This is a genomic window from Agitococcus lubricus (assembly GCF_003051055.1).
GTDB lineage: Bacteria > Pseudomonadota > Gammaproteobacteria > Pseudomonadales > Moraxellaceae > Agitococcus > Agitococcus lubricus.
In genome coordinates, this window is record NZ_QAON01000021.1 from 1 (window position 1) to 21,150 (window position 21,150).

Genomic DNA, 21,150 nt, shown 5'->3' on the forward strand with positions numbered 1-21,150 from the left:
ATTCAGCCAATGGCTGGTTGAGTCCAAATGCTTTTATGCAAAAGCATCTACTACTTTTAGAGGGTACAACTGTCTAATTTTCTGGCTAGGATCAGGGATAGTAACACCCGTCACTGCGCACGCACCTCCCCAGTAATCTAGCATCGCATCCCGAAATTTATTCTGCCCCACTCGCTGACGTACCATGCGCTCAACTTCGGTACCAACAATACCTGCGGGAAGATCAGCTAATTCAGCGGATACGGCCTGCTGAAAATTGATCACCGTTTGATTAGGGAGTGCGCGAGAGAGACTAGCTGCTCGTCGCAAAAGCACAGCAAGATTAGACTCGGTAGCAGTTTGGAATACATCGCCCCCTGCTGCCATCATTGTTGGAAAACTACGCTGTAATTCAGGCAACAGCGATGAGGAATCCGTCTTAAAACGCACGTAGTACGTCCCATTTTGCAAACATATCACAGCGCGATTAGCGTGACGTGCAGAAGCTAAGGTAATGCCATCAGGTTCAGAGACGAGTATATGCTCAAAGCCGTTATCGTTGCCAACCTTCTCAATAAGCGTACTTTGCAGAAGATTCATAAATCTTGCATCTGCCTGTCATTGTTAGTTTTCGCCATTATTTTAACCAACAGAAGCCAATCTTATTTTGACTTTATCGAATTCCTAGACCCATTCTTCAACGAACTCGCTTCGTAGTTCATCCATTTTGGATGGCAGCTCTTGATAGCAGACTAGCCCCAAGTATGTTGCCGCCCGAGTCGCTCCAACATAGAGATAACGATCAAATAATTCTGGTTTATATTCCGCCAATCGGTCTACACCCACAAAAAATACTGCTTCGAATTCCAATCCTTTAATATGCTGCACGTTGAAAACTCGGACATCTGCACCCTCACCCAATATTTGCCCTTCCTCACATGCCACAGCTCTTAGATTGATGGCCTCCAAATGAGCTGAAAGTTTCTCTGCCATAGGCTTCACCTCTTCCTCTGCATTCATAAGTACTGCAATTGTTGGCATGAGTTTGACTGAGCTTTCTACCTCTTTAATACGTTGGGCAATCCATTCCACCGCACTGTCCACACTAGCGTTTTCAAGTAATACTGGTTGAACACCCTCATGTGTACTTTCCTTTGGAAGCTCTCCGTGTGAACTCAAGTCACCATTTAGTAGCTTCAATAACTGACCAGAAAACATATTAAGCGCCCTACTTTGACGGTAAACCAGAGTAATATTTTTTTCTACAATACGGGGGGATACCCAAGATAATTGATCTTTAGAGCGAATACCCGTTGTGGTAATACGTTGATTAAAATCGCCACAGGCAAAAAATGATCTGGTATGAAGAGAGGTTAGTGCCTCCATACATGCGAGTTGTATGACAGAGAAGTCTGTTGCTTCATCCACCATGATCTGGGTACGGAACAAAGTAGACAGGTTACGTAATGACTCAAACCGTACGGATGTTATATCTCGAGCAATATAATCTTGTAATAAAAGCTCTCTAGCATTACGCAAGATGAGCAGCACAATTGCATCCAACTCGGTCGAACAAAGATGCAAAGGGCTTACTGGAGATTCTTTATATAAATTTAGATTTCCTGCATGCTGCTTTCGAAATGCCTGATAGCTCGCAGGGACATCCGCTACATATCTCCGAAATGCATTTACGAAGCGTCGCAATCCATTCTGAAAGCTGATGCGTTGGCCTATTTCCAAAAGTACAGGCTCAGCAGGTATATTGACTTCAAGCCAGTCCACAATGCGTGCAGCACGCGAAGCTTTGGGCATACTGCGCTTGCGATATCGGCTCCTTGCTAATGTTCGCAAAGCTGAAACATAGGCTTTTACCGCCTTTTGAATATCACTTGACGTCTGAGTAGAAATTTCTGGCTCGTCCTCATCGAACTCAGCTTCTTCATCTGGTTCATCTTCAAGTTTAAGCTCGGCCAATAATTTTGACATACGTAAGAATATTTCTTTATCAGCGTTGTAAAGGCGATTACGCTCTTTTTTGAGTAAATCATCTGTCACCGTTCTGGACTCTTCCAGTGCTGCCTTGATTTTCTCCTCAAACAAGCCAAGCTCACGATATATCTCCATCCAGCTTAGTCCTGCCAATCTTTCCGTAAATTTCAATATTTGTTGAGCAATCGCTTGGCCTTTTACTGGTGCTGCATCTTTTGCTATCTCAGCTCCTTCGAGCAGTTGAGACCGCAAGCGTTGGTCGTGAAAGGCACTAAATAATTCAAACCATTTCCTTGGATCTGTAATAATTTCGGCACTCAAGTTCTCCATATCAGGCTTAAGTGTGTAGCGTCCTGTATTAGCTGAACGCAGTATACCCATTGTGTTGCGTGCAATGTCGTTTCGATAAGCGCCCCAAGTTTTGATGCGCGCATCAGAAGCTGGCACCTGTTCCTTATTGAACGCCTCTTTCAAATAGTGTTTGAGCAGATCTGAAGGTGTAAACATCAACCAATTGGAGGCATGTAGGCCTAATTGCCCAGATAAGCTGGCAATCCGACTTTCGTCCTCTTCCAGATTTTCAAGATCAATTTTTTGCCCTAATCGTTTAATTAGAGTAGTCGTTTTACCAGTACCTGGTGGTCCCAAAATAATAAGTTGGCTATCTAGCGGTAACCGAAAAATATCACCTTGGAACTGATCTAGAATTGGCTGATCGCGCAAGCCCATGGCTATACGTATCTGGTGAGTAATACCTTGATTGACTAAGCTAGCAGTCTCGGCCTGCTCAAGCATACGGTCTAGTTCATCACTGGCATCAATATCTTGAGCTTGCAATAAGGCACGTAAGGACTCGATAGAAAAAACCCCAAGCTCCATGTGCCGATATTGATTACGTATTGAGTCCCACTGGTTATCTAAAAAACGAGGGTCAAAATTGGTTTTTTCGATGAGAGTGAAAGATTTTTTACCCTTAGGTAGTTGTACACTACGCTCTTCGCCAACAGGTGCTTCTGCAAGACGGCCTATAGGTGAACCATAAGCGGCTAATTGCTTGCCCGAAGCTAGTATCAAACTTCCTTTGCGAGCAATATAGAATACACGTTGCTCGCCAGACTCATCTTCCAAAACTAACCTAGCAATGGCTGGCTCATGCTGTAAAGAAATTAAACTTTCACGATTTTTTTGCTGGATGTCGTCTAGATTACCAAAGGCTTCCCCTCCAGTGAACGTATTACCACTTGCAAAAATATGGGGAGAAACTGAGCTTTGAGAATTAAGCTTATTTACTGCCGTAGATGCAATCTCAGCAAAGGTATTCAAAGACTCATTTGCCAAACTTTGGAAATCGGACTGATTCATTATTTTCCCCTCTTAATTATTGTGATGATCTAAATAGCTAGCGGCTTAACTTCCACACCTATACGCTTAGTAAACAACAATCCATCTTCCTCACTACTATTTAGCCGCAAACGAACATTTTTCTCAAACGCTTCTGGGGCTTTTGTTGATGTTGTGACTATATATTGGAAATGCAACTGTTCTGCTTCGTTTACACAGGCGATCAAAGCCCAAAACAACGACTCATTCATTTCTGCTTCGCGTGGTGAATCATGTAACAAAAAGCTTGGATGAAAGCTTTCAGGGTTACGGCTATCCAACAAACAAACTATATCACCCGTAAGTGTTTCCAGTACCCCATAAGTCGTGGAGTGACTCGGGCCCATATGAAATGGGTGCTTTTCTTGCTCATTAAAAACACCCCAAGCAAACCCTGGCAAGCGTTTGGCGATTGAATCCACCAATGAATTTATGCTTTTTTTACGATCTGTAAAATGGGAACACTCATCATGAAGTTGCAATAGCAATTGCTGTTGCTCTGTTTCTAATGCGGCCTGCTGATTTTTCAAACTGATCACATCTTGCCATTGTGTTGGGTCTTTGGATATTTTTTCGTAAAATTCATATTCTTTGATTGCATTTTCCAATTGCTTTTTTCGCACTAATATTTCTAATTTTCTCAAGTCATTTTCATCAATATCGTTCTTTAGCAACATTAAGTCTCTATCCAATGGAGCAAGCTCCTGATCAATATTCGACAGTTGTTTCTGACGTTTAGCCAATTCTTCCCGTTTGGTTATATTGTCATGATTACGTTCACGGGTATTATGAAACGAAGTAAATTGTAGTGTTTTGATCCGATTTTGAACGTAATCACAATCTCGTTTCAGACGATCTCCTGACACACACAACTGCCCCAAACATGCCTGTAAGGCTTCAGGCTCTTCTTTTAACCGATTGACTGCTGCAACATTACCTTGAATAGCTGACTCTAACTGTGCAATTTCATTAGCTAACGCTTTTCTTGAGTTTGAGATTGGTACTCTAAATTCTTGCAGTGCCTGTCGTTGTTGCTTCATATTCTTTCTATTTGTTTCTAATGTCTGTATCTCGTCGATACACTTAGCGATTTGCTGTTGTGCAAGACCATGCAATGAAACCTCATCAAACAATGAAGCCGCACGAAATGGGGACGCATTATCCACTTCTAACACAGCAGCCAATTGGTGCTTAACGTGTGCTTGCAAGTCTGTAGAACGCCGTAGCAAATTTGCAATCTCTCCGTCTATGCGTTTTTGTGCTGCTTTTGTTTTTTCAAGCTGATGCTCAGTGGTTGTCTCAGATAATCCCAATACCAGTTTGACAACCAACGCGGGTGACTGAGCTGGGAGAGTAAAACCTGTGCCCTCAGTACGCCAATGATAATAGCTTTGATAGCGGCAACCCTGATCCCGTGAACACCACGCCAAAATATGTTGCCATTGCAGCGCTTGCCCCGAACCTAGCAGTGTCTGAACAGGTAGAGGCTCAATAAATTGATGATGAAATGTCTGAGTATATTGTTCGTATTGGTTGATGAATTGCCCGCTAGCCAGTTGACGCCAGTCGGTATCTCTGGCGGCACGGTATTGTTTTTGGTGCGTCCACGGCTTCAGTACTGTCCATATTTCTTCACCAATATGCACACGCGCTGCCACGGCTCCATCGGGCATAGTACTCTTTAATTCATCTCGCAATGGCGTTCCTGTTGCCCATTGTGGGTCTTCCAAAACAAAACGCAGCAATTGGCAAAATGCGGTTTTACCTACACCATGACCAACACTATTTTCCATAGGCTCGGATAAAATCAGGTTTAAACCACGGCGTAAAGGAATCTCTCGCAACAGTGTCATGGATTCGATTGAGCCAATTAACCATAGGGTCTCCACCCATACCTTGGGTTTAGTTCGAGGTAGTCCACGCGTTACAGTATTCATTCCATTGGTCTCACGCACGTTTATTCATGGATTGCAGTGCAGCCGTTTCTGTTGTAGTGGCTTGTTGCTGATCGAGTGCTTTTAAGATTTGTTGCTGGTGTTGATATGCCTCTAGTAGTTGCGTTGCCAGTGCTTTTGTACGCTCATCTCCAAGCAACTCCGTTAGTGCGCTATCATGCTGTTTAATTTCTAGCATTTTTCCAACAGGCGTTGCAAACACTTGATGCAACCACTTCATCACTAACGGCAGGCGTGATAATCGTTCTGAGGTACGCCACTGTTCCAAGGCTGTTGAGTACTCAGTCTCTATGCTGGCAAGCAAGATGCTGTGTATTTGCTGTTCTGGCATTTGACCAGCCTGAAGGATTAAGTCGCATACCAATCCAGCAAGCCAATCTTCGGCATCACAACAAGGGACTGAATCGGGGAAATACGCTGTATAAGGCATCCTACGACGAGGCGTTGGCATGGTGACTGGAGCAACATCAAAAAGCTCTCCTCTTTCTAATTTATCCCACGCATCCAACACCAGCCATTGGGTACGGTATTCGCCAAACTCCTTCATTTCTTTGTTTTTAAGCACACGAAAGGTTTCACTGGGATAATCTTCGCCCATGACATCCGCAGGGTCTAGAATGTAGCGCAGTTCATCATGGGTAAGGCTATAAAGCTTTGCGTAATAGGCATCTAACTCGGCACGCAAAACGGCACGGCGTTTGGGGTCAAAGGCAAATGGTTCACCGTTGTAACCTAAGTCTTGCGCCCACGGTTTTAGATCATAGGCCGTATAGGTGAGTTCAAGCACGCGTGGGACGATAAATTCAGCATCAACCTCAGAGTAATGAGTGGGTGGAATTACTGGAAGTTGTTTAATAATAAAGTCTGCTAAATGTGTGCCACCTATTTTTTGCCTAGCAGTGAAGTCAAGAACAAGAGAATTTAGATTGGCAAGTAAAAGCGCATAACGTGAACCTTGAAGCCCGACACTACCAATGTTTATGCGCAGTGTAAAATCTGTACCCACCCTAGGTACTACACTCGCAATGATAGTGCGCTCATCAGTAGCACGGCAAATATCTCGCCAGCCCATCAGCCACCCTCGCGGCCAGCCTTTATCATTCAAACTCTGCTCTACCTCGGACTTGCGCACCCAGTAGCGAGGAGTAACTCTATAATCAGGGTCAAACTTTTCGATACTAGTGAGGTCACGGCTGTTTCCGTCAGGCGTATAAGTAGCCCAACGGTGGTCAAACTGATGGATAAGTTTTGCTTCGTACATTGTGACGAATTTTGGCTGTGGATATTTCGAACACTCGCTTACAACCTCAGCTTTTGCCATATCAAAAGCCCTTCTTGGTTGTATCCCCCAAGGATTACCCTCTGGCTGATTTTCATTTATCAAAACTGGTGCAGCACGATACAGTTTTTTGGTCAGCTCAGCATCACGCTCACTGCGAAACACGGGGCAAGTCAAGGTGTTGGGATTGATGAGACGGAACTCGTCTGGCGTAAGCGTGAAACGGCGGCGTGTGTCAGCAAGCTGGCTTACTTGCGTGGCAAAACAGACAAATTCCGCTTGGTCTGCCGCGCCCAAGGTGAGCAAACAAAACTTCATTCGGCTATCAACAGCGGCGAACAGTTTTTCGCGGTTTTCAATATCAAACAAACTAATCAAACGGCCAGTTTGGGTAATATGGCCAAAATAGTCTTTGGTACTATCATCCGTCGCAATACCTGTCGGCACAATAAACCCCGCCCGACCACTGGCGTGGGTAATTTGGCTAATCGTCTCAGCAAACAACGCATAGGTATTTACGTCACCTACACCCGTCAACGGATAACGCCCACCATCATCCCCCTTCACATGTGCAAACAAACTCGCCGCCTCTGCTGTACGCCGCGCACCAATAAACTCAGCATATAAACGTTGCTCCGCTTCACACTCGTGCGGCGGATGTTCCTGCTGCGGAAATAAATGCTTGGCCAGCATTCCCTCACTTAACCACTGAATACGCTGGCTACGCTCCGCCTTGTTTTTAGCCTCTGCCACATCCCGATGACGGGTCGCAAAGAACTCTTCCTCTTGCAGCTTAATACGCTCCCACGGCGGGTTGCCCAGCACGCAATCAAAACCACCGCCCGCAAACACTTGCGGAAATGCCAATGGCCAATGAAACACACGCGCTTCGGCACAAGCGGCTTGCGCCGCCGCTAATGCCTGATTGTGGTCGGCAGGCAATTCATCTGCTTGTAAGGTAAAATACAAGGTCACGCTAGTCGGAATACGGCTTTGCCTGTCTTCACGTTTGGGTAACAAATACGCCCCCACCATCACATCGGCTGCGTGCGCCAAACGTCCCGTTTTCACCTGCTCCAAAAACGCACGGTAAGCCGTTTCTTTAGTCGCAATTTGTTTGGTGGTGTTTTCTGGCAGGGCTTCAATGCTCTGCAAGGCTTTCAATTCATTGCTGGCATTCAGGTCAAGCAAGCGTTGTTTACCCTGAAAGTCCTTCACAAACTGTTTAAGGCCATTGCTATTGATTTTGACCAATTGTTTGCACACATCCTTGTCATCACCCGATAACGGCTTAAAGGCATCTTTAGCAATGCCCTTTTCCAACACTTTCAAATCGGTTAGGCCAAGTAAGGCATCGCCTACTTGCAAATGATGGTCTAAGAAGCCTAGCGGCTGCCCCTCCTCAAAACCTTCCAGCCACAAAGCCGTGCGCGCCAACTCAATCGCCATCGGGTTACGGTCAACACCAAAAATGCAACGGCTCACCACATCACGTAGCGCATGACGAAAATCCTGTTCGCTCTGCACACCATCACTAGCACGTAATAACGCCAGCTTTTCGGCTAGGCGGCGCGCAGCCGCCAACAAAAAGTGACCACTACCACAGGCAGGGTCAATCACCCGAATAGACAACAAGGCTTCCACAGGATTATGCGGTTGAGCAGCAATACGTTGTTCAATCACTGGATTCAGCGCAGACTTAATCAACTCTTGCACCAATGAATCGGGCGTGTAGTAACTGCCCGTTAATTTACGGGCATTACCTGCGGTGCTGCCCTCGCTGGTCAGGCCAACAAACCCAAAACGACGCGCAGGCAAATCAATATCAGGCACTAACTCCAATAGGCTTTCATAAACACTGCCCAACTCTTCTGGCCCCATGTTGCGGTAATCAACAGGCGCAAGTACGCGGTTATGCGTAGCCCAACGCAGGTTTTTAATGGCCGCTAATAAATGCGCATTATCTAAACTGGCTGCATCCAATGCAGGACATTGACTGTGGGCAAACAATCCTCCCAATGCAGGCAACGCCAAACGCGGCTCACCCTCACTTAAACCCTTAAAAATAATCCGCACGGCCTGCCAATGGTCATCAAATCGATTGTTAGCGCGGCGTTTTAGGCATACATCACGCAGACGTGCCAGCGCATACCCCTCAGCATAAGCCCGACGGGCAGCCTGAGCAGGCTTGCTATCATCTTTAGGATGCAATAAGCCTCGTTCTTCCACACTAAAGACAAAAATCAAGCGATAAATCAAACGTAATAATTGCTGAAAATACGCATCTTTAGTCAGCGTTCCCTCATGCAATGCACTGCGTAAAGCCTCGTTGGCGGGATGCTGGATAAAGCCTTCTCCTAGCCGCAACAACGCATCCGTCACACCAACACGCAAACCATCACGCACACGAGTGCCTTCTTCTTGTCCTGCGGTACGCCATTTTTCCCAAATACACTCAGTCGGTTGTCCACTGGCACGACTGGCATGGAATAGCCGCCAAATATTGGCGAATTCAGCATAGCGCTGCCCACCCAACAAATCCGCTAAATCCACCTCAAGAAAGCTAGGGCGTGTCAATGTCGCTGCATAGCGCAACAGACGCAAAGTCTTGCCGTTGCAGGTGATCCCCCATAAATGCTCTGCACTGGCATTTAGCAATTCCTGCATCAGCATAAAAGCCGATTTTTTACGCATACCAGAGCCAGAAACAGCAAAACGTGTGTCAGCCTCAAACAAGGCTAGCGTATGCGGCGCAACTACGACAGGTACACTACCTGCCATAAAACTGACAGGGTAATCACGTTCTCCGAGCCGAATACCAGAACTGGCTTGTAAATGACTATAACCAAACACATCACGCAACAACTCATGCACAAAAGTGTTTGTTAGTACCGCCGCATCGACATCAGAACGCTCAAGTTGAGAGGCAAAATGTTTCCATTGTGCGCAGGCAATCTGAAAAGCGCGGCTGTATTCGTCTTTCAGCTTAAGTCCTTTGGGTAGTTCATAGTCGGCATCGGTTTGCCATTGGGCATTACCAAGGGCTGCTTTGGCCAACTGATCGGGTAGAAACAGACTGCCTTCCAGCGTTAAGGTTGGCAGGTTGAGTACAGCCTGTGATTTACGGATTTTTTTCATATTCGTTCTTTATTTCTTACAGTGCATCAGGCAGTAACACATAAACGCCCATCACATCAACAGGCAAACACGCATTCACGCTGTATTGACCCACATCGCGAGCCGCTTCGCGCACACGCTTGTGATCAGCCAACAAGGCTTGGGCACGTTTTTCGGCGACAACTTGCAATTGTTGCGAATGGTTCGCCAAAAAATTCAGTGCCGTACGTATTTCACGTTGCATGGCTTCGGGGGGCAAATTGCCCGTAGGGATGCACTCCAACAGTTGTGCTACGGCATCGCCCTCTAGCCATTGTGGATTGCTGCGGCCAGCAACAGCCAAAGCTACCGTTTCTTCTGCCATCATTTGGAATGGCTGACGACGGCGTACATACCCCAATTGATGACGCAAACGCAACAGATACACGGTGGTGACAACATCAACGCTATCGGTCAAGGTGGCCGCACAACGAGCCGCGAGCGTTGTTTCACCAGACAAACTTGCCTCTAATAAATGCTCAGCCAATACACTCACCAGCGGATGACTGCGATGTAGTTCATTAAAATCCAGTAAGAGCGGCTGACTAATACCTTCATCGGCTAGTCGCAAGCGTAAGGCTTCGGGCAAATGTTGTGGCAAAAAACGAAAATGCGCTTGGCGGACAGACTCCAGTGGTGCATTAAGACGAGCGCAGGCACTTTGGACAAAACGTTGTACATCAGCTTGCGTGCCAAGGGCATCTTGCTGCTTCTGCCACTCTGGTAAAACTTCATCAGGTTTAATACGGCGTTGCGCAAATACCGTACGATTGGCCTTAGCTTTTTCTAGTGCATCCTGCCATTGGGCTTGTAGGGGGGCAAGCAGGCGCTCAGGTTCGCCAAAATCCAAACTGCCTTGGGATGGATTCTGATTACTACTACGCTTCATCAGTGCTGCTTTTACCAAAGCCTGATTAATACGGGCTTCGTCTTCTGGCATCGGTACTAAAACACCCAATTCTTTTTGAATGGTTTCGCCTTTACGGATAATGACATTTAGCACAAAGCCATCGACGGGATTATCTTGACCATAGAGCATCGTGCAACGTACATCGGCAGCTTGTTGGCCAAAACGATCGACACGGCCTTCACGTTGCTCGTGGCGAGTGGGGTTCCAAGCCAGATCATAGTGAATCACTGCCGTGAACAGATGTTGCAGGTTAATACCTTCTGACAGACAGTCCGTAGCCACCAAAATGCGTGTCTCGCTCTCTTCCATCGTTTCTACACGTTCACGCCGTTCTTCGGGTGTGTATTCGCCAGTCACTGACTCAACCGTAACCTTGGGAAATGCTTTGCGTAAATGCTCCGCTACATAGTGGGCGGTCGCCACATAGCGACAAAACACAACGGGGTGATAACCCTCTTTTACCAGCGTATCTACATGCCGAATCAGTGATGCCAATTTAGGGTCGCCCGCTTTACCAGATAAGCGTTGAGCCTCACTAATCAGCTTTTGTAGGCGGCTAGCATCTTCCAGTTGGGCTGGAGGCTCCAGATCGTTACTATCAAGATCATCGGCTTCACCATCATGCAAGCGTTCATCAGCCAACAAATCATCGTTATCAAAACTGCCTTCTAATCGTGTGGTGAGTGATTTAACAGCAGCGGCTGGTGATGAAGCTACACAACGCAGTAAGGCCAGTGTGGCATACCAAATCAATCGACCACGTCCCTCGCCTTGCTGCTCAATGTTCTCCGCAAGTTCACGGCAATAGTCTTGCACCGAGTCAAAGAAAACACCCCAATCACCACTCAATTGATAAGTAACTTCAGTTTTCAAGCGACGTGGAAATCCTCGGCCATCGCCTGTTTCAGCTTGCCATTCGGCAATATCTTTACGACGACGCTGCACAAAATGTCGTGCCAGTTCTTGGCGCAATGGATCACTTGCTGATACTTGGTGTTGCAACGCAACAAAACGTGGATCAAGCAAAGATAATAGATTATAAAACGCAGCTTCGTCGCCTGAGTGTGGCGTAGCAGTCAACATAATCAAATGGCGGTCAGGATCTTTCACCAAACGTTGCAACAGTTCAAAACGCAATTGCTTGCCCGTGCCGCTACTGGCGCAGGTATGGGCTTCATCGACAATCACACATTCAGGAGCAATAGCCAAAAAATGTTCACGGTGGCGTTCACTTTTGATGTAATCCAAACTCACCACCACCACAGGGTAATAATCAAACAGACTGATACCATGAGGTAAATTACGCTCGACACGCGATGCCGAAGCCGATGTCAGTGCCACTGCCTGTAAGTTAAAGCGCATCTCCAGTTCACTTTGCCATTGTTCTACCAAGTGTGGTGGACACAGTACGGCTAAACGGGCAATTTCACCACGATCCATCAATTCACGGGCAATCAGTCCTGCCTCAATGGTTTTACCAATGCCCACGTCATCAGCAATCAGCAAACGCACCGTTGTTAAACGTAGTGCCATCAACAAGGGCACCAACTGATAACCTCTGGGTTCTACCGCAATATTTCCGAACGAGCGAAATGGGCCTCCACCAGCACGGAGTTTGAGACGTAAAGCATCACGTAATAGACGTGCCGCCGCGTGATTACCTGCTTGTTCGGGTTGTGGCCAAGCAAACGTCGCTGGCTCTACTGGTTGCAACTCCAGTTCTGGAATCAATGCAATAATATCATCATCCGCTCCACCCAATGGGCGCAAACGTAGCCAATCACGACGGGACTCACTTTGTACCACCCATTCACGTCCACGCGCACGAACTAAGTTGCCAGGCATGAAGTCTTGTTCAAGCTGAGTCATTGTGTATTCTCACTATTGCCAAACACATCGGCATGGACAGCAAACTGTGCCTGCCATTGCGATGGGTCAGAAAAATTCAACACTTGCCAACCTTTATCAGCAAGCATAGTGGCTGTTGTAACATCAACGTCACTGAGAAATACCAGTGTACGTGCCGATTTATATTGGCCTGCTGCAATCGCCGCACCTTGATTTACGGACACCTGCATGGCATCAGGTCGCTTCAGTCCATTTGCATCTAGGGCTTGCAACCATAAATTTAAACTATCGTCCGTTTGAGAGTTATCGGCTGATGATATTGGGATACTCTTCGGCTTTACTTCGGCATTAGCCAATGCCACTAATACCTTGAGTGCATCGGTATTACGGCGATTTATGTAGTCATGATCGGGCTGGTTGAAATAGGACAAAAGACATTGATAGCAGCCCGCTTCGCAAATGCGATTACCCAAAGCATTGGTTTGCTCCAACTCAGGTAAATCTTCCAGTTTCCACACCCCTTGAGGTACATTATGGTGTAATAGCTTGAGTGCATTACCAGCCACTTGTGCCAGACTCGAAGGGTCACTGGCTATACGGGTCAACACCCCAGCACCGCCTTCAGCCGCTTCATAAAACATCAGTGCGCGACGTTCATCCACTTTAGGTAACGGTTCGGCAACCAGTTCAGACTCTTCAATCTGAAAGGTCATCTCAATACCGCGCTTTAATGCAGCCTGCAAAGTTGCCATCGCTTCGATAGACAGCGCGTGAACGGGTGTTAAGATTAACAGATTACGGTGATCTTCGACAAAAGGCACGATACGTTGATTGGATACTTTATCTAGCAGTGCTTCATCTTTAGTATCACTTTCATCGCTACTGGGATCATCTTGCTTACTCCAAGTACCCGTAATTGGATTGATATAAAAACCCAGTTGTTCTTTATTTTTTCGCCTACGCCAACCACGATTGATACGCCATAATCGAGCAGCAGGAGCGTAAGTCAACTCAGCTAAGATTTCTTCATCCAGCATGACCTCCGCCTTACGTTGCTGAATAACTCCATCCGCCGTTGGTAAAAATCGGTAAGTAGTTTGTAGCTCAAAACCTTGGCGTTGCCTATCTTCATCATTAATAGAGATACGCTCGACAGCGACTGTTTCTACAGTTTCAATACGATATAATTCACGAACCCAATCATGTTCTGTTAAAAGTGCATCACAATTCTCACAACGATTGACTATTGGCAGTGCTCCACCCACATCACCAAGATGACCATACCCACATTGGCTACAAACTAACGAGGCAATGGTGGCTAATTGACTATTACCCGAAATATGATCGGCATTACCTACGTTTAGCTTTGCACGTACAACTCGGTACATTCGGCCTTGATGATAAATTAAACTGCGTGGACCAAACTCTGATAAAGCGAGAAAGCGTGGCCGACTGACCATACTACCTTCATCTTCCCTACCATTTACCGCTGCACCACCACGAGCGGGAATCCAAGCCATCAAAGGTAATCGCGGAAAGTTATAACCAGGCAAAAAGCCTTGGCTTGCCAGATAGCGATAGGTATAAAAATCAGAATTCTGAGTATTACCATTTTTAAGTAAAATGGCATATTGCTTAGCCGCATCGCCATAACGGCGCTGGGCATTTTGTCGCTCGCTATGCGATGCTGTATGACTCTTGACGATCTGGTCAGCCATGTTCATCTGTGTACGTGTGGCATCAAATAGGACTCGCCAACGCTCCAAGGCATCCGAAAATGCTTGAGGTGCTCGCTCGATAACCTTCTCCACATAATCGGCTTTAAACCAATCACTACCAATTAACTCTTGCTGCAACTGAGCAATCACACGACTCGCACTAGCTTTGGCTCGCTGAATAGCATCTGGATCATTCAACGCATCGTGATAGGATTTAAGGAGCGGTTTGTTTGATTGATCAAGATCCAACATAGGTGCAATACTCACATCAAGGGCAATATGGGTATTTGCTAGCCAAACCGCTTGAAGATGACTTTCTACCAAATCGCGATTAGCTAAATCTAACGTTGGAGCACGCACAACACCATGCACCATTTCATTAGCATGATTAAAAAACCATTGATCATGAGGACTTAATGAAGCGCAATAAGTAATTACCAGAGCTTGTTGACCAGAGCGACCTGCACGACCACTACGCTGAGCATAGTTGGCTGGAGTTGGTGGCACATTTCGCAAATAGACGGTATTCAACGCCGAAATATCAACTCCCAATTCCATAGTGGGTGAACAGAACATGACAGGCAAACGCTCTAGTGGTGTTTCATGTGCAGGGTTAGATGCCCAATCTTTACGGTCTTTCTCAGTGTAACGAAAACGTTGCTCAAGTAGCTGACGCCGACCTGCATCAACCTGTGCAGTGTGCTCTTGCGCCTCAAAATCAAATAAAGGATGATTCTTATGAAGCAACAAATCGGCAACATTCAAATAAAGTGTACGAAAAAATTGATTGGCTCGGGTATCTTCTACATTTAAAGACTCATTAGGTAAACACCACTCAAGTGCTGCCGCATTCAACCGCCAACCAATTAATTGCTGATCAATAGAATGTTTCTGAACATAGCCATAGAGCATGGCGGCCTGAAATAGAGCTTCAACTAATTCGATCCACTCTGGGTCTTTCCAATTAGAAACTTGTCCAGAAAAAACTGTTTCTTTCCAAAAGGCCGCTCTCTTAACGTCACGAAGCAAACGTGACCGAGAACCTCCAGTCACTAGATCCGATCTTGGGCCACCATTTTGTGGACGTTTCACTAGAATGAGATACTTAGCTGTCTCTAATTGTTCATCTGGTGAAAAAGCCCAACGCTCATTCAAGTAGGTAAAAGCACTAGTACGCGCTTTGTCTTGCTCAACAGCATCAAGATAACGCGTCTCCAAACATAAACTACGTCGCATTGTGTCAAAAACAACCTGACACAAAATTACTCGATGCTCAGCACTCAACTGTCTAAGTACACCATGCTGATTACCCAAAGCAGCAGAATCAGTACAAAAATCATCCAGACCACGATATTTAATTTCCAACAAACCCAACTGGTCAAGATTCGGATTATTGAAGCGCCAACCACGCCGCAAATCACGCAACAAGCGATAGCCAATAATATACCTTAATGTACGTTGGGCTTCTTGTCGGGCAAGCCCCATCAGTTTTGGGGTACGTAGGTATTCAACAAGTGTTGCCTCATCCAACTGATGAAACCCAAGAGCCTTGAATACAGCATCGGCTAACTGCTCTTCGCCAAGCTCGCCGTGGCTATTTTGCAATGCACCAATCAAACCCGCACGTAAGGTCAGCAAAAAAACAAAATCATTGAAATGACCAGCCTGTAATGCTGCATCTTGACGATTATCTGTAAATCCTAAAAGCTTACGTGGATCAGGTTGACCATTCGTCTGTATAGGCTCATTGAATAGCTGACGGAGAGCGGTCAAAGTCAAAATAGTTGTGGCAGAGGATCGCCCTTCACCCGAAAGACTCGCCAAACGATTGACATCTTTACCATGAGCTTCATGTATTTGACCACAATTCAAACAGAAACGAAATTTACCAGGAATATACCAAAACGACTCACCTCGTCCTTCCACCCCTTGAACATTAATACTAATTGGATACGGTACGGCTTTTTTATAATTTTGTTTGACTTTGGGTTGATCGCGACTCAAGTCTAGCCAAGTCTCTGGCAAATCTTCAACATCACCTCGATAAGACAAATTTGACGTTGCTGGACAAAGGAATCCATAAGAGACATCTTCGTTATCATCCGACGCAATATCATCGATTTCTCGCGGGGTATAATTCACAGGCGTTTGTTTTGATTGCCAGACTGGCAAGTACTCTTGACCACAGTCTCGGCAAAAGTGTACAGGATAAAGATGAGCACCTTCATCTTGACGGCCTGGCGCAAAACGTTGTGCATCCAAAGTGATATGACGAATTCCCTGCAACTCTAATGTTGAAAGTACTTTGCCAGGACCACTGATAAACTGATGTAACTTAAATGCAAAGGGAGGACGACCTTGTGGTGTTCTGACCTCATGTGCTGCTATCAAAAAGCGTTGTAAGCCATCGCGAGCAACATCGATACTACAACTCGCATCACTCGCTAGCTTTTCACTCGCTGCCCGAATTGTCATTGGTTTGGCTCTGCGTGGTGGCTCATTATCTGGCAGCTCAATGCCCAGATTCAACTCAACCCAAATAGCCAATGGGTCGGCTCTAAATGCATCAAAATCACTCCAAGAAAACTCAGGACACACTAATGAGGCTGCTAAATATTTTTTGATAGCAGCAACATCTTTTAGTGGATCAGTCACCCTCTCAAGTGTTTCTCCAATAATGTCTTGCTCACTAATAGATGCGCCAAAAAGTTTGCTAGCTACGTCTGCGACTGTTTTATTTCTATCTGCCAAACTACCTGTGCTGGACATAGTTGCTGAGGTACCTATACAAACAAGATTTTCTGCTTGCAGACGTTCCCTCAAACGGCGAACTAATAAAGCGACATCAGCCCCCTGACGTCCTCGATACGTGTGTAACTCATCCAAAATTAAGAATTCTAGGCCCTGACAATGGTCAACCACACGACGATCAATTTCATCAAAACGCGTTAATATTAGCTCCAACATCATAAAGTTGGTCAGCAGAATATCTGGGGGGTTATCAGCAATTACATCGCGTTCTATTTTCGATTCCTGCCCAGTATATCGTGCTACTGAGAATGGCTTGTTATCATCCGAATAGCCATGCAGAAACTTATCTAATTCCTCAAGTTGACTGTTCGCCAAAGCGTTCATCGGATAAATTACAATCGCACGAGTACGAGCAGTTTTATCTTGATCCTTAGCTTTTAAAATTTGGTCAATAACTGGAATAAAAAAAGACAATGACTTACCTGAGCCTGTGCCTGTTGTGACAACATAACTCTGCTTTCCTTGTCCTTTAGCTAGTGCTTGTAACTGATGTGCATAGAGGTGCAATGGCTGCGGGTTATCCTCTGCTTTACCAATTTTAAACAACTCGGCACAATCTCGATGCAATAGTCCACTAGTAACTAATTGTTGTACAGTGCCTTTACGTTGATAGTTCGGATTAATCTGCACCAATGGTTCTGGCCAATAACGGCCCTCAGCATATTGCTTTTCTAACTCATCTCTAATATCTTGGGCTGCAATACGAGTAAAACTTCGTGAAAACGTACTATATTCATCTACTAATTGATCTCTAAACAAAAATACATCTTTCACTAATATGCTCCATCCAATATATCTATCAAACAAAATTACCAAAGTAATCTTATTTAGAGTATTGTAAAATAATTAAATAAATATACCGCTTACAACTAATTATTCTTATCTTTCACTTCAACACTTCTTAATATACTTAAATCAATAATTTAGTTTTGGCTACTGTTTCCGCCATGCATTGCCCCTGCTCTATAATTTATTACTTGTATTTACAACAGGATAACGACTGATTGACTAACACGCAACTTTAGTTACAACTCGAAATACTTTAAGATTAATCCTTCATCAGATTAACAGGTGATTAAGTATCATTAGTCACCTTCAATCCATTCCATGAATCCTGCACAAACAGGGAGTTTTTAATGAGTTCATCCATCACCTACCCTCTACCTAGTGCCGATGAACAGCTCCTCTTCTTACAGCGGATTCAATTACTGCTCACCGATGCCACGTTTACCTCAACCTATAAATTTGCCCTGCTGTTAGCGATTACCGAGTTATCAGTCGAAATGGGGCAAGATACAGGCGAACCTTTAGCTATTCCTCTTTCAGCCTTAGCCGATAAAACCATTGAGTTATATTGGCAACAAACCTTGCCTTATGTGTCATCCAGTGAAGATGCCACTGGTATCTTTTTACAAAATACGCATAACCAAGCGGCGATTATTCGTGCGGTGTTGGCATTACGTGAGGCAGGCTGTCATACCTTGGCTCAAGCACGTCATCATCCTCAATGGCTATCAACACGTCAGTATGTTGCACAAACCTTAAAAAAGATGCCGATTCAGTTTTTGCAAAACATTAATGGTCAAACGTTGCCTTTTTTATATCAACCACAATTACAACAGCAACATTTGGTATTGATAGCTGGGACGATGTTTTGCTTACGGCAATTTCAGGCAATTATTCAGCAATTAGTCCGTCAAAAATGGATTGCATTTATTCAAAAACTCAGCCACAACCAAAAGTTATTAGGTGAGCAACATGATTTAGAATCTTTTTTATTTGGCACGTCTCGAACAGTATTAGCCCAAGTTGAGAAGGTGTTAAAACCACTGCAAGATCATCGTTGTTTCTTTTGTGGTGGTAAATTGCAAGAGCGTGGTTGTGCAGTCGATCATTTTATTCCGTGGTCACGGTATCCGCGTGATACTGCCTTAAACTTTGTCGTGGCACATGGCAGTTGTAATGGCGATAAAAGTGATTTACTGGCGGCTGAAAAACATTTAGTGAATTGGCTAACTCGAAACGAGCAACAAGGCTTAGACATCAGTGGTCAATTACAAAGCATTGGTTTTAACCACTCACCCACAACGTCTAAGCATGTGGCGCAATGGGCATATCAGCAAGCCATTCAGCAACAAGCCTTTTTATGGGTTGGCACTAAACAATCGTTAGAAGCGAGTCATCAGGCGTTATTAAGCTATTTCTAGGTGATTGCTTTTAATTTTTTTTAATCACCAAATTATGCCACGTCAATTGTCGCTTGGGTTCAAGGTCTATTTCATGCTCTACGACATTGGCGTAATGTTGTTGAAATAATTGGCAGAGTTCTTTTATATCAATATCTTCGTAAAATTTGCCGTTTTCACGTTTGTCGCTTTGATGCGTACCACGCAAAGTAATAATTAAAATCCCATTGGTTTTGAGCAAAGCTAATAAACGCAAACAGGCTTTTTCTACATCTTGCTTGTTGAGGTGCATCAACACGGCTGAGCACAAGATGTTATCAAAGTAGTTTTCGCTGAGTGTTGTTAAGTCAGGCAAATAATCTTGATGCAAATTCAGTGAGGGATATAACTCACGCGCTTGAGCCAACATGGCCACAGACGCATCTACGCCTGTAACCATGTAACCTTGTTGTTGTAAATAAAAGCTATCTCGGCCAATACCACAGCCAATATCAGCAGTTTGACCGTGTTTAATAAAATGGCTGTTAATTTGCTGGTAGAGCTTTTCGGGAATTAAGGTGGCATGTAATACCGCTATGCTCTGGGCATCTTGGTTATAGGCGGTGATGGTTTGAATGTCCATAATCAATCTTGTTCTAAATATTAAAAAGCCTAAGCCTTTTAAATAACTGAGGGCGATCCTCAATATAACATAGGCTATTACTATTGTTTAAGATACGCACATAGTCAGTAATAGGCTAAATCCCTATAATCTTTTTTCAATTTTCTACTTCATTCGTAGCTACTTTATGAACGTGCGTTTTATTAACGATATTCACCAAATTTCTGCTGAAACATGGCATACGCTGGTTGGTTCAGACTACCCTTTTTTACGCTATGAATTTTTAGCGGCTTTAGAAGATAGTCAAAGTGTTGGTGGTGAGAGTGGTTGGCAAGCCATGCACTTGTTGGTGGAATCGGATGATGGTCGTGTATTAGCCGCTATGCCCTTATACTTAAAAAGCCATTCCTACGGCGAATATGTCTTCGATTGGTCTTGGGCAGAAGCCTACGAAAATCACGGTTTAGCTTATTATCCAAAGTTATTAGCGGCTATTCCGTTTACGCCAGCCACAGGGCCTCGACTGGTGAAAACAGCCGATTATTCGGATGAAGTCGCCGCTGTTGTCGCACAGGCATTACAAGACAAATCCCGACAATTAGGCGCATCAGGTTGGCATGTCTTATTTGTTGATGAGCAAGAATTAGCACAGTGGGTAACAACAGGAGCTGATATGCGCTTAGGCTGTCAGTTTCATTGGTATAACGACAGTTACACTGATTTTGATAGCTTTTTAGCGGCAATGAATTCTAAAAAACGCCGTACGCTGCGTAAGGAGCGTAACAGTTTAATCGCTCAAGGTATTGCGTTTAGACGGCTAACAGGTGATGCCATTACCCCAACGCTTTGGCAACGCTTTCAGGCTTTTTATCAATTAACCAATCTCAAATATAACCGCCATCACGGTTATTTAACACCTGACTTTTTTGAGCATATTTATCACACTATGCGCGATAGTTTGTTGTTGGTTGTCGCTTTTGAGGGCGATGAAGCGATTGCAGGGGCATTATATTTTTTAGGCACAAATACTTTGTATGGTCGTTATTGGGGCTGTATTCGTGAGGTAGAGTTTTTGCATTTTGAGACCTGTTATTATCAAGGCATTGAGTATTGTATCGAACAGGGTATTCAACGGTTTGATTCTGGCGCACAAGGTGAGCATAAAGTACCGCGTGGTTTTAGACCGACACTCACCTACTCCGTACATTGGCTTAAACACACAGGTTTTCAACAAGCGGTTAAACGTTTTTTAGTCGAAGAATCGGTAGCGATTCAGCGTTATCGTGATGAGATGAGTCAGGCGTTACCGTTTAGGCAGGTTGAGCCTGACTAAATTTT

At 44.9% G+C, this 21,150-nt stretch carries 9 protein-coding genes; 2 read left to right on the forward strand and 7 right to left on the reverse strand.

The window, feature by feature from the left end; translation table 11 throughout:
* Window positions 1–33: 33 nt before the first annotated feature.
* The 6 genes from C8N29_RS14805 to C8N29_RS14830 form a co-directional block, all read right to left on the reverse strand.
* Window positions 34–579, reverse strand: coding sequence for a hypothetical protein (locus C8N29_RS14805; protein ID WP_204509371.1), 546 nt, complete (start codon window positions 577–579; stop codon window positions 34–36).
* Between the two features lie 84 nt (window positions 580–663).
* Complete coding sequence (locus C8N29_RS14810) at window positions 664–3,330, reverse strand: ATP-binding domain-containing protein (RefSeq protein WP_107866851.1); 2,667 nt, start codon at window positions 3,328–3,330, stop codon at window positions 664–666.
* Window positions 3,331–3,359: 29 nt separating this feature from the next.
* Entirely contained in the window at window positions 3,360–5,285 is a 1,926-nt protein-coding gene (locus C8N29_RS14815) for a coiled-coil domain-containing protein (RefSeq protein WP_146164479.1), read from the reverse strand.
* Window positions 5,286–5,295: 10 nt separating this feature from the next.
* Entirely contained in the window at window positions 5,296–9,720 is a 4,425-nt protein-coding gene (locus C8N29_RS14820; protein ID WP_107866853.1) for an Eco57I restriction-modification methylase domain-containing protein, read from the reverse strand.
* Between the two features lie 16 nt (window positions 9,721–9,736).
* Window positions 9,737–12,517, reverse strand: a complete 2,781-nt coding sequence (locus C8N29_RS14825; RefSeq protein WP_107866854.1) for a helicase-related protein — start codon at window positions 12,515–12,517, stop codon at window positions 9,737–9,739.
* Complete coding sequence (locus C8N29_RS14830) at window positions 12,514–17,799, reverse strand: DEAD/DEAH box helicase (protein ID WP_107866855.1); 5,286 nt, start codon at window positions 17,797–17,799, stop codon at window positions 12,514–12,516. The genes C8N29_RS14825 and C8N29_RS14830 overlap by 4 nt, the downstream gene beginning before the upstream one ends.
* 362 nt (window positions 17,800–18,161) lie before the next feature.
* Here C8N29_RS14830 and C8N29_RS14835 point away from each other — a divergent pair, with 362 nt between their 5' ends.
* A complete protein-coding gene (locus C8N29_RS14835) occupies window positions 18,162–19,232 on the forward strand; it encodes an HNH endonuclease (RefSeq protein ID WP_107866856.1) in 1,071 nt (356 codons plus the stop codon).
* 10 nt (window positions 19,233–19,242) lie between these two features.
* Here the strand turns inward: C8N29_RS14835 and C8N29_RS14840 are convergent, their stop codons facing one another.
* On the reverse strand, window positions 19,243–19,833 hold the full coding sequence (locus C8N29_RS14840) for a class I SAM-dependent methyltransferase (RefSeq protein WP_107866857.1): 591 nt from the start codon (window positions 19,831–19,833) through the stop codon (window positions 19,243–19,245).
* 166 nt (window positions 19,834–19,999) lie between these two features.
* On the opposite strand from C8N29_RS14840, the gene C8N29_RS14845 reads away from it, so the two are divergent.
* On the forward strand, window positions 20,000–21,145 hold the full coding sequence (locus tag C8N29_RS14845) for a GNAT family N-acetyltransferase (protein WP_107866858.1): 1,146 nt from the start codon (window positions 20,000–20,002) through the stop codon (window positions 21,143–21,145).
* Window positions 21,146–21,150 lie beyond the last annotated feature (5 nt).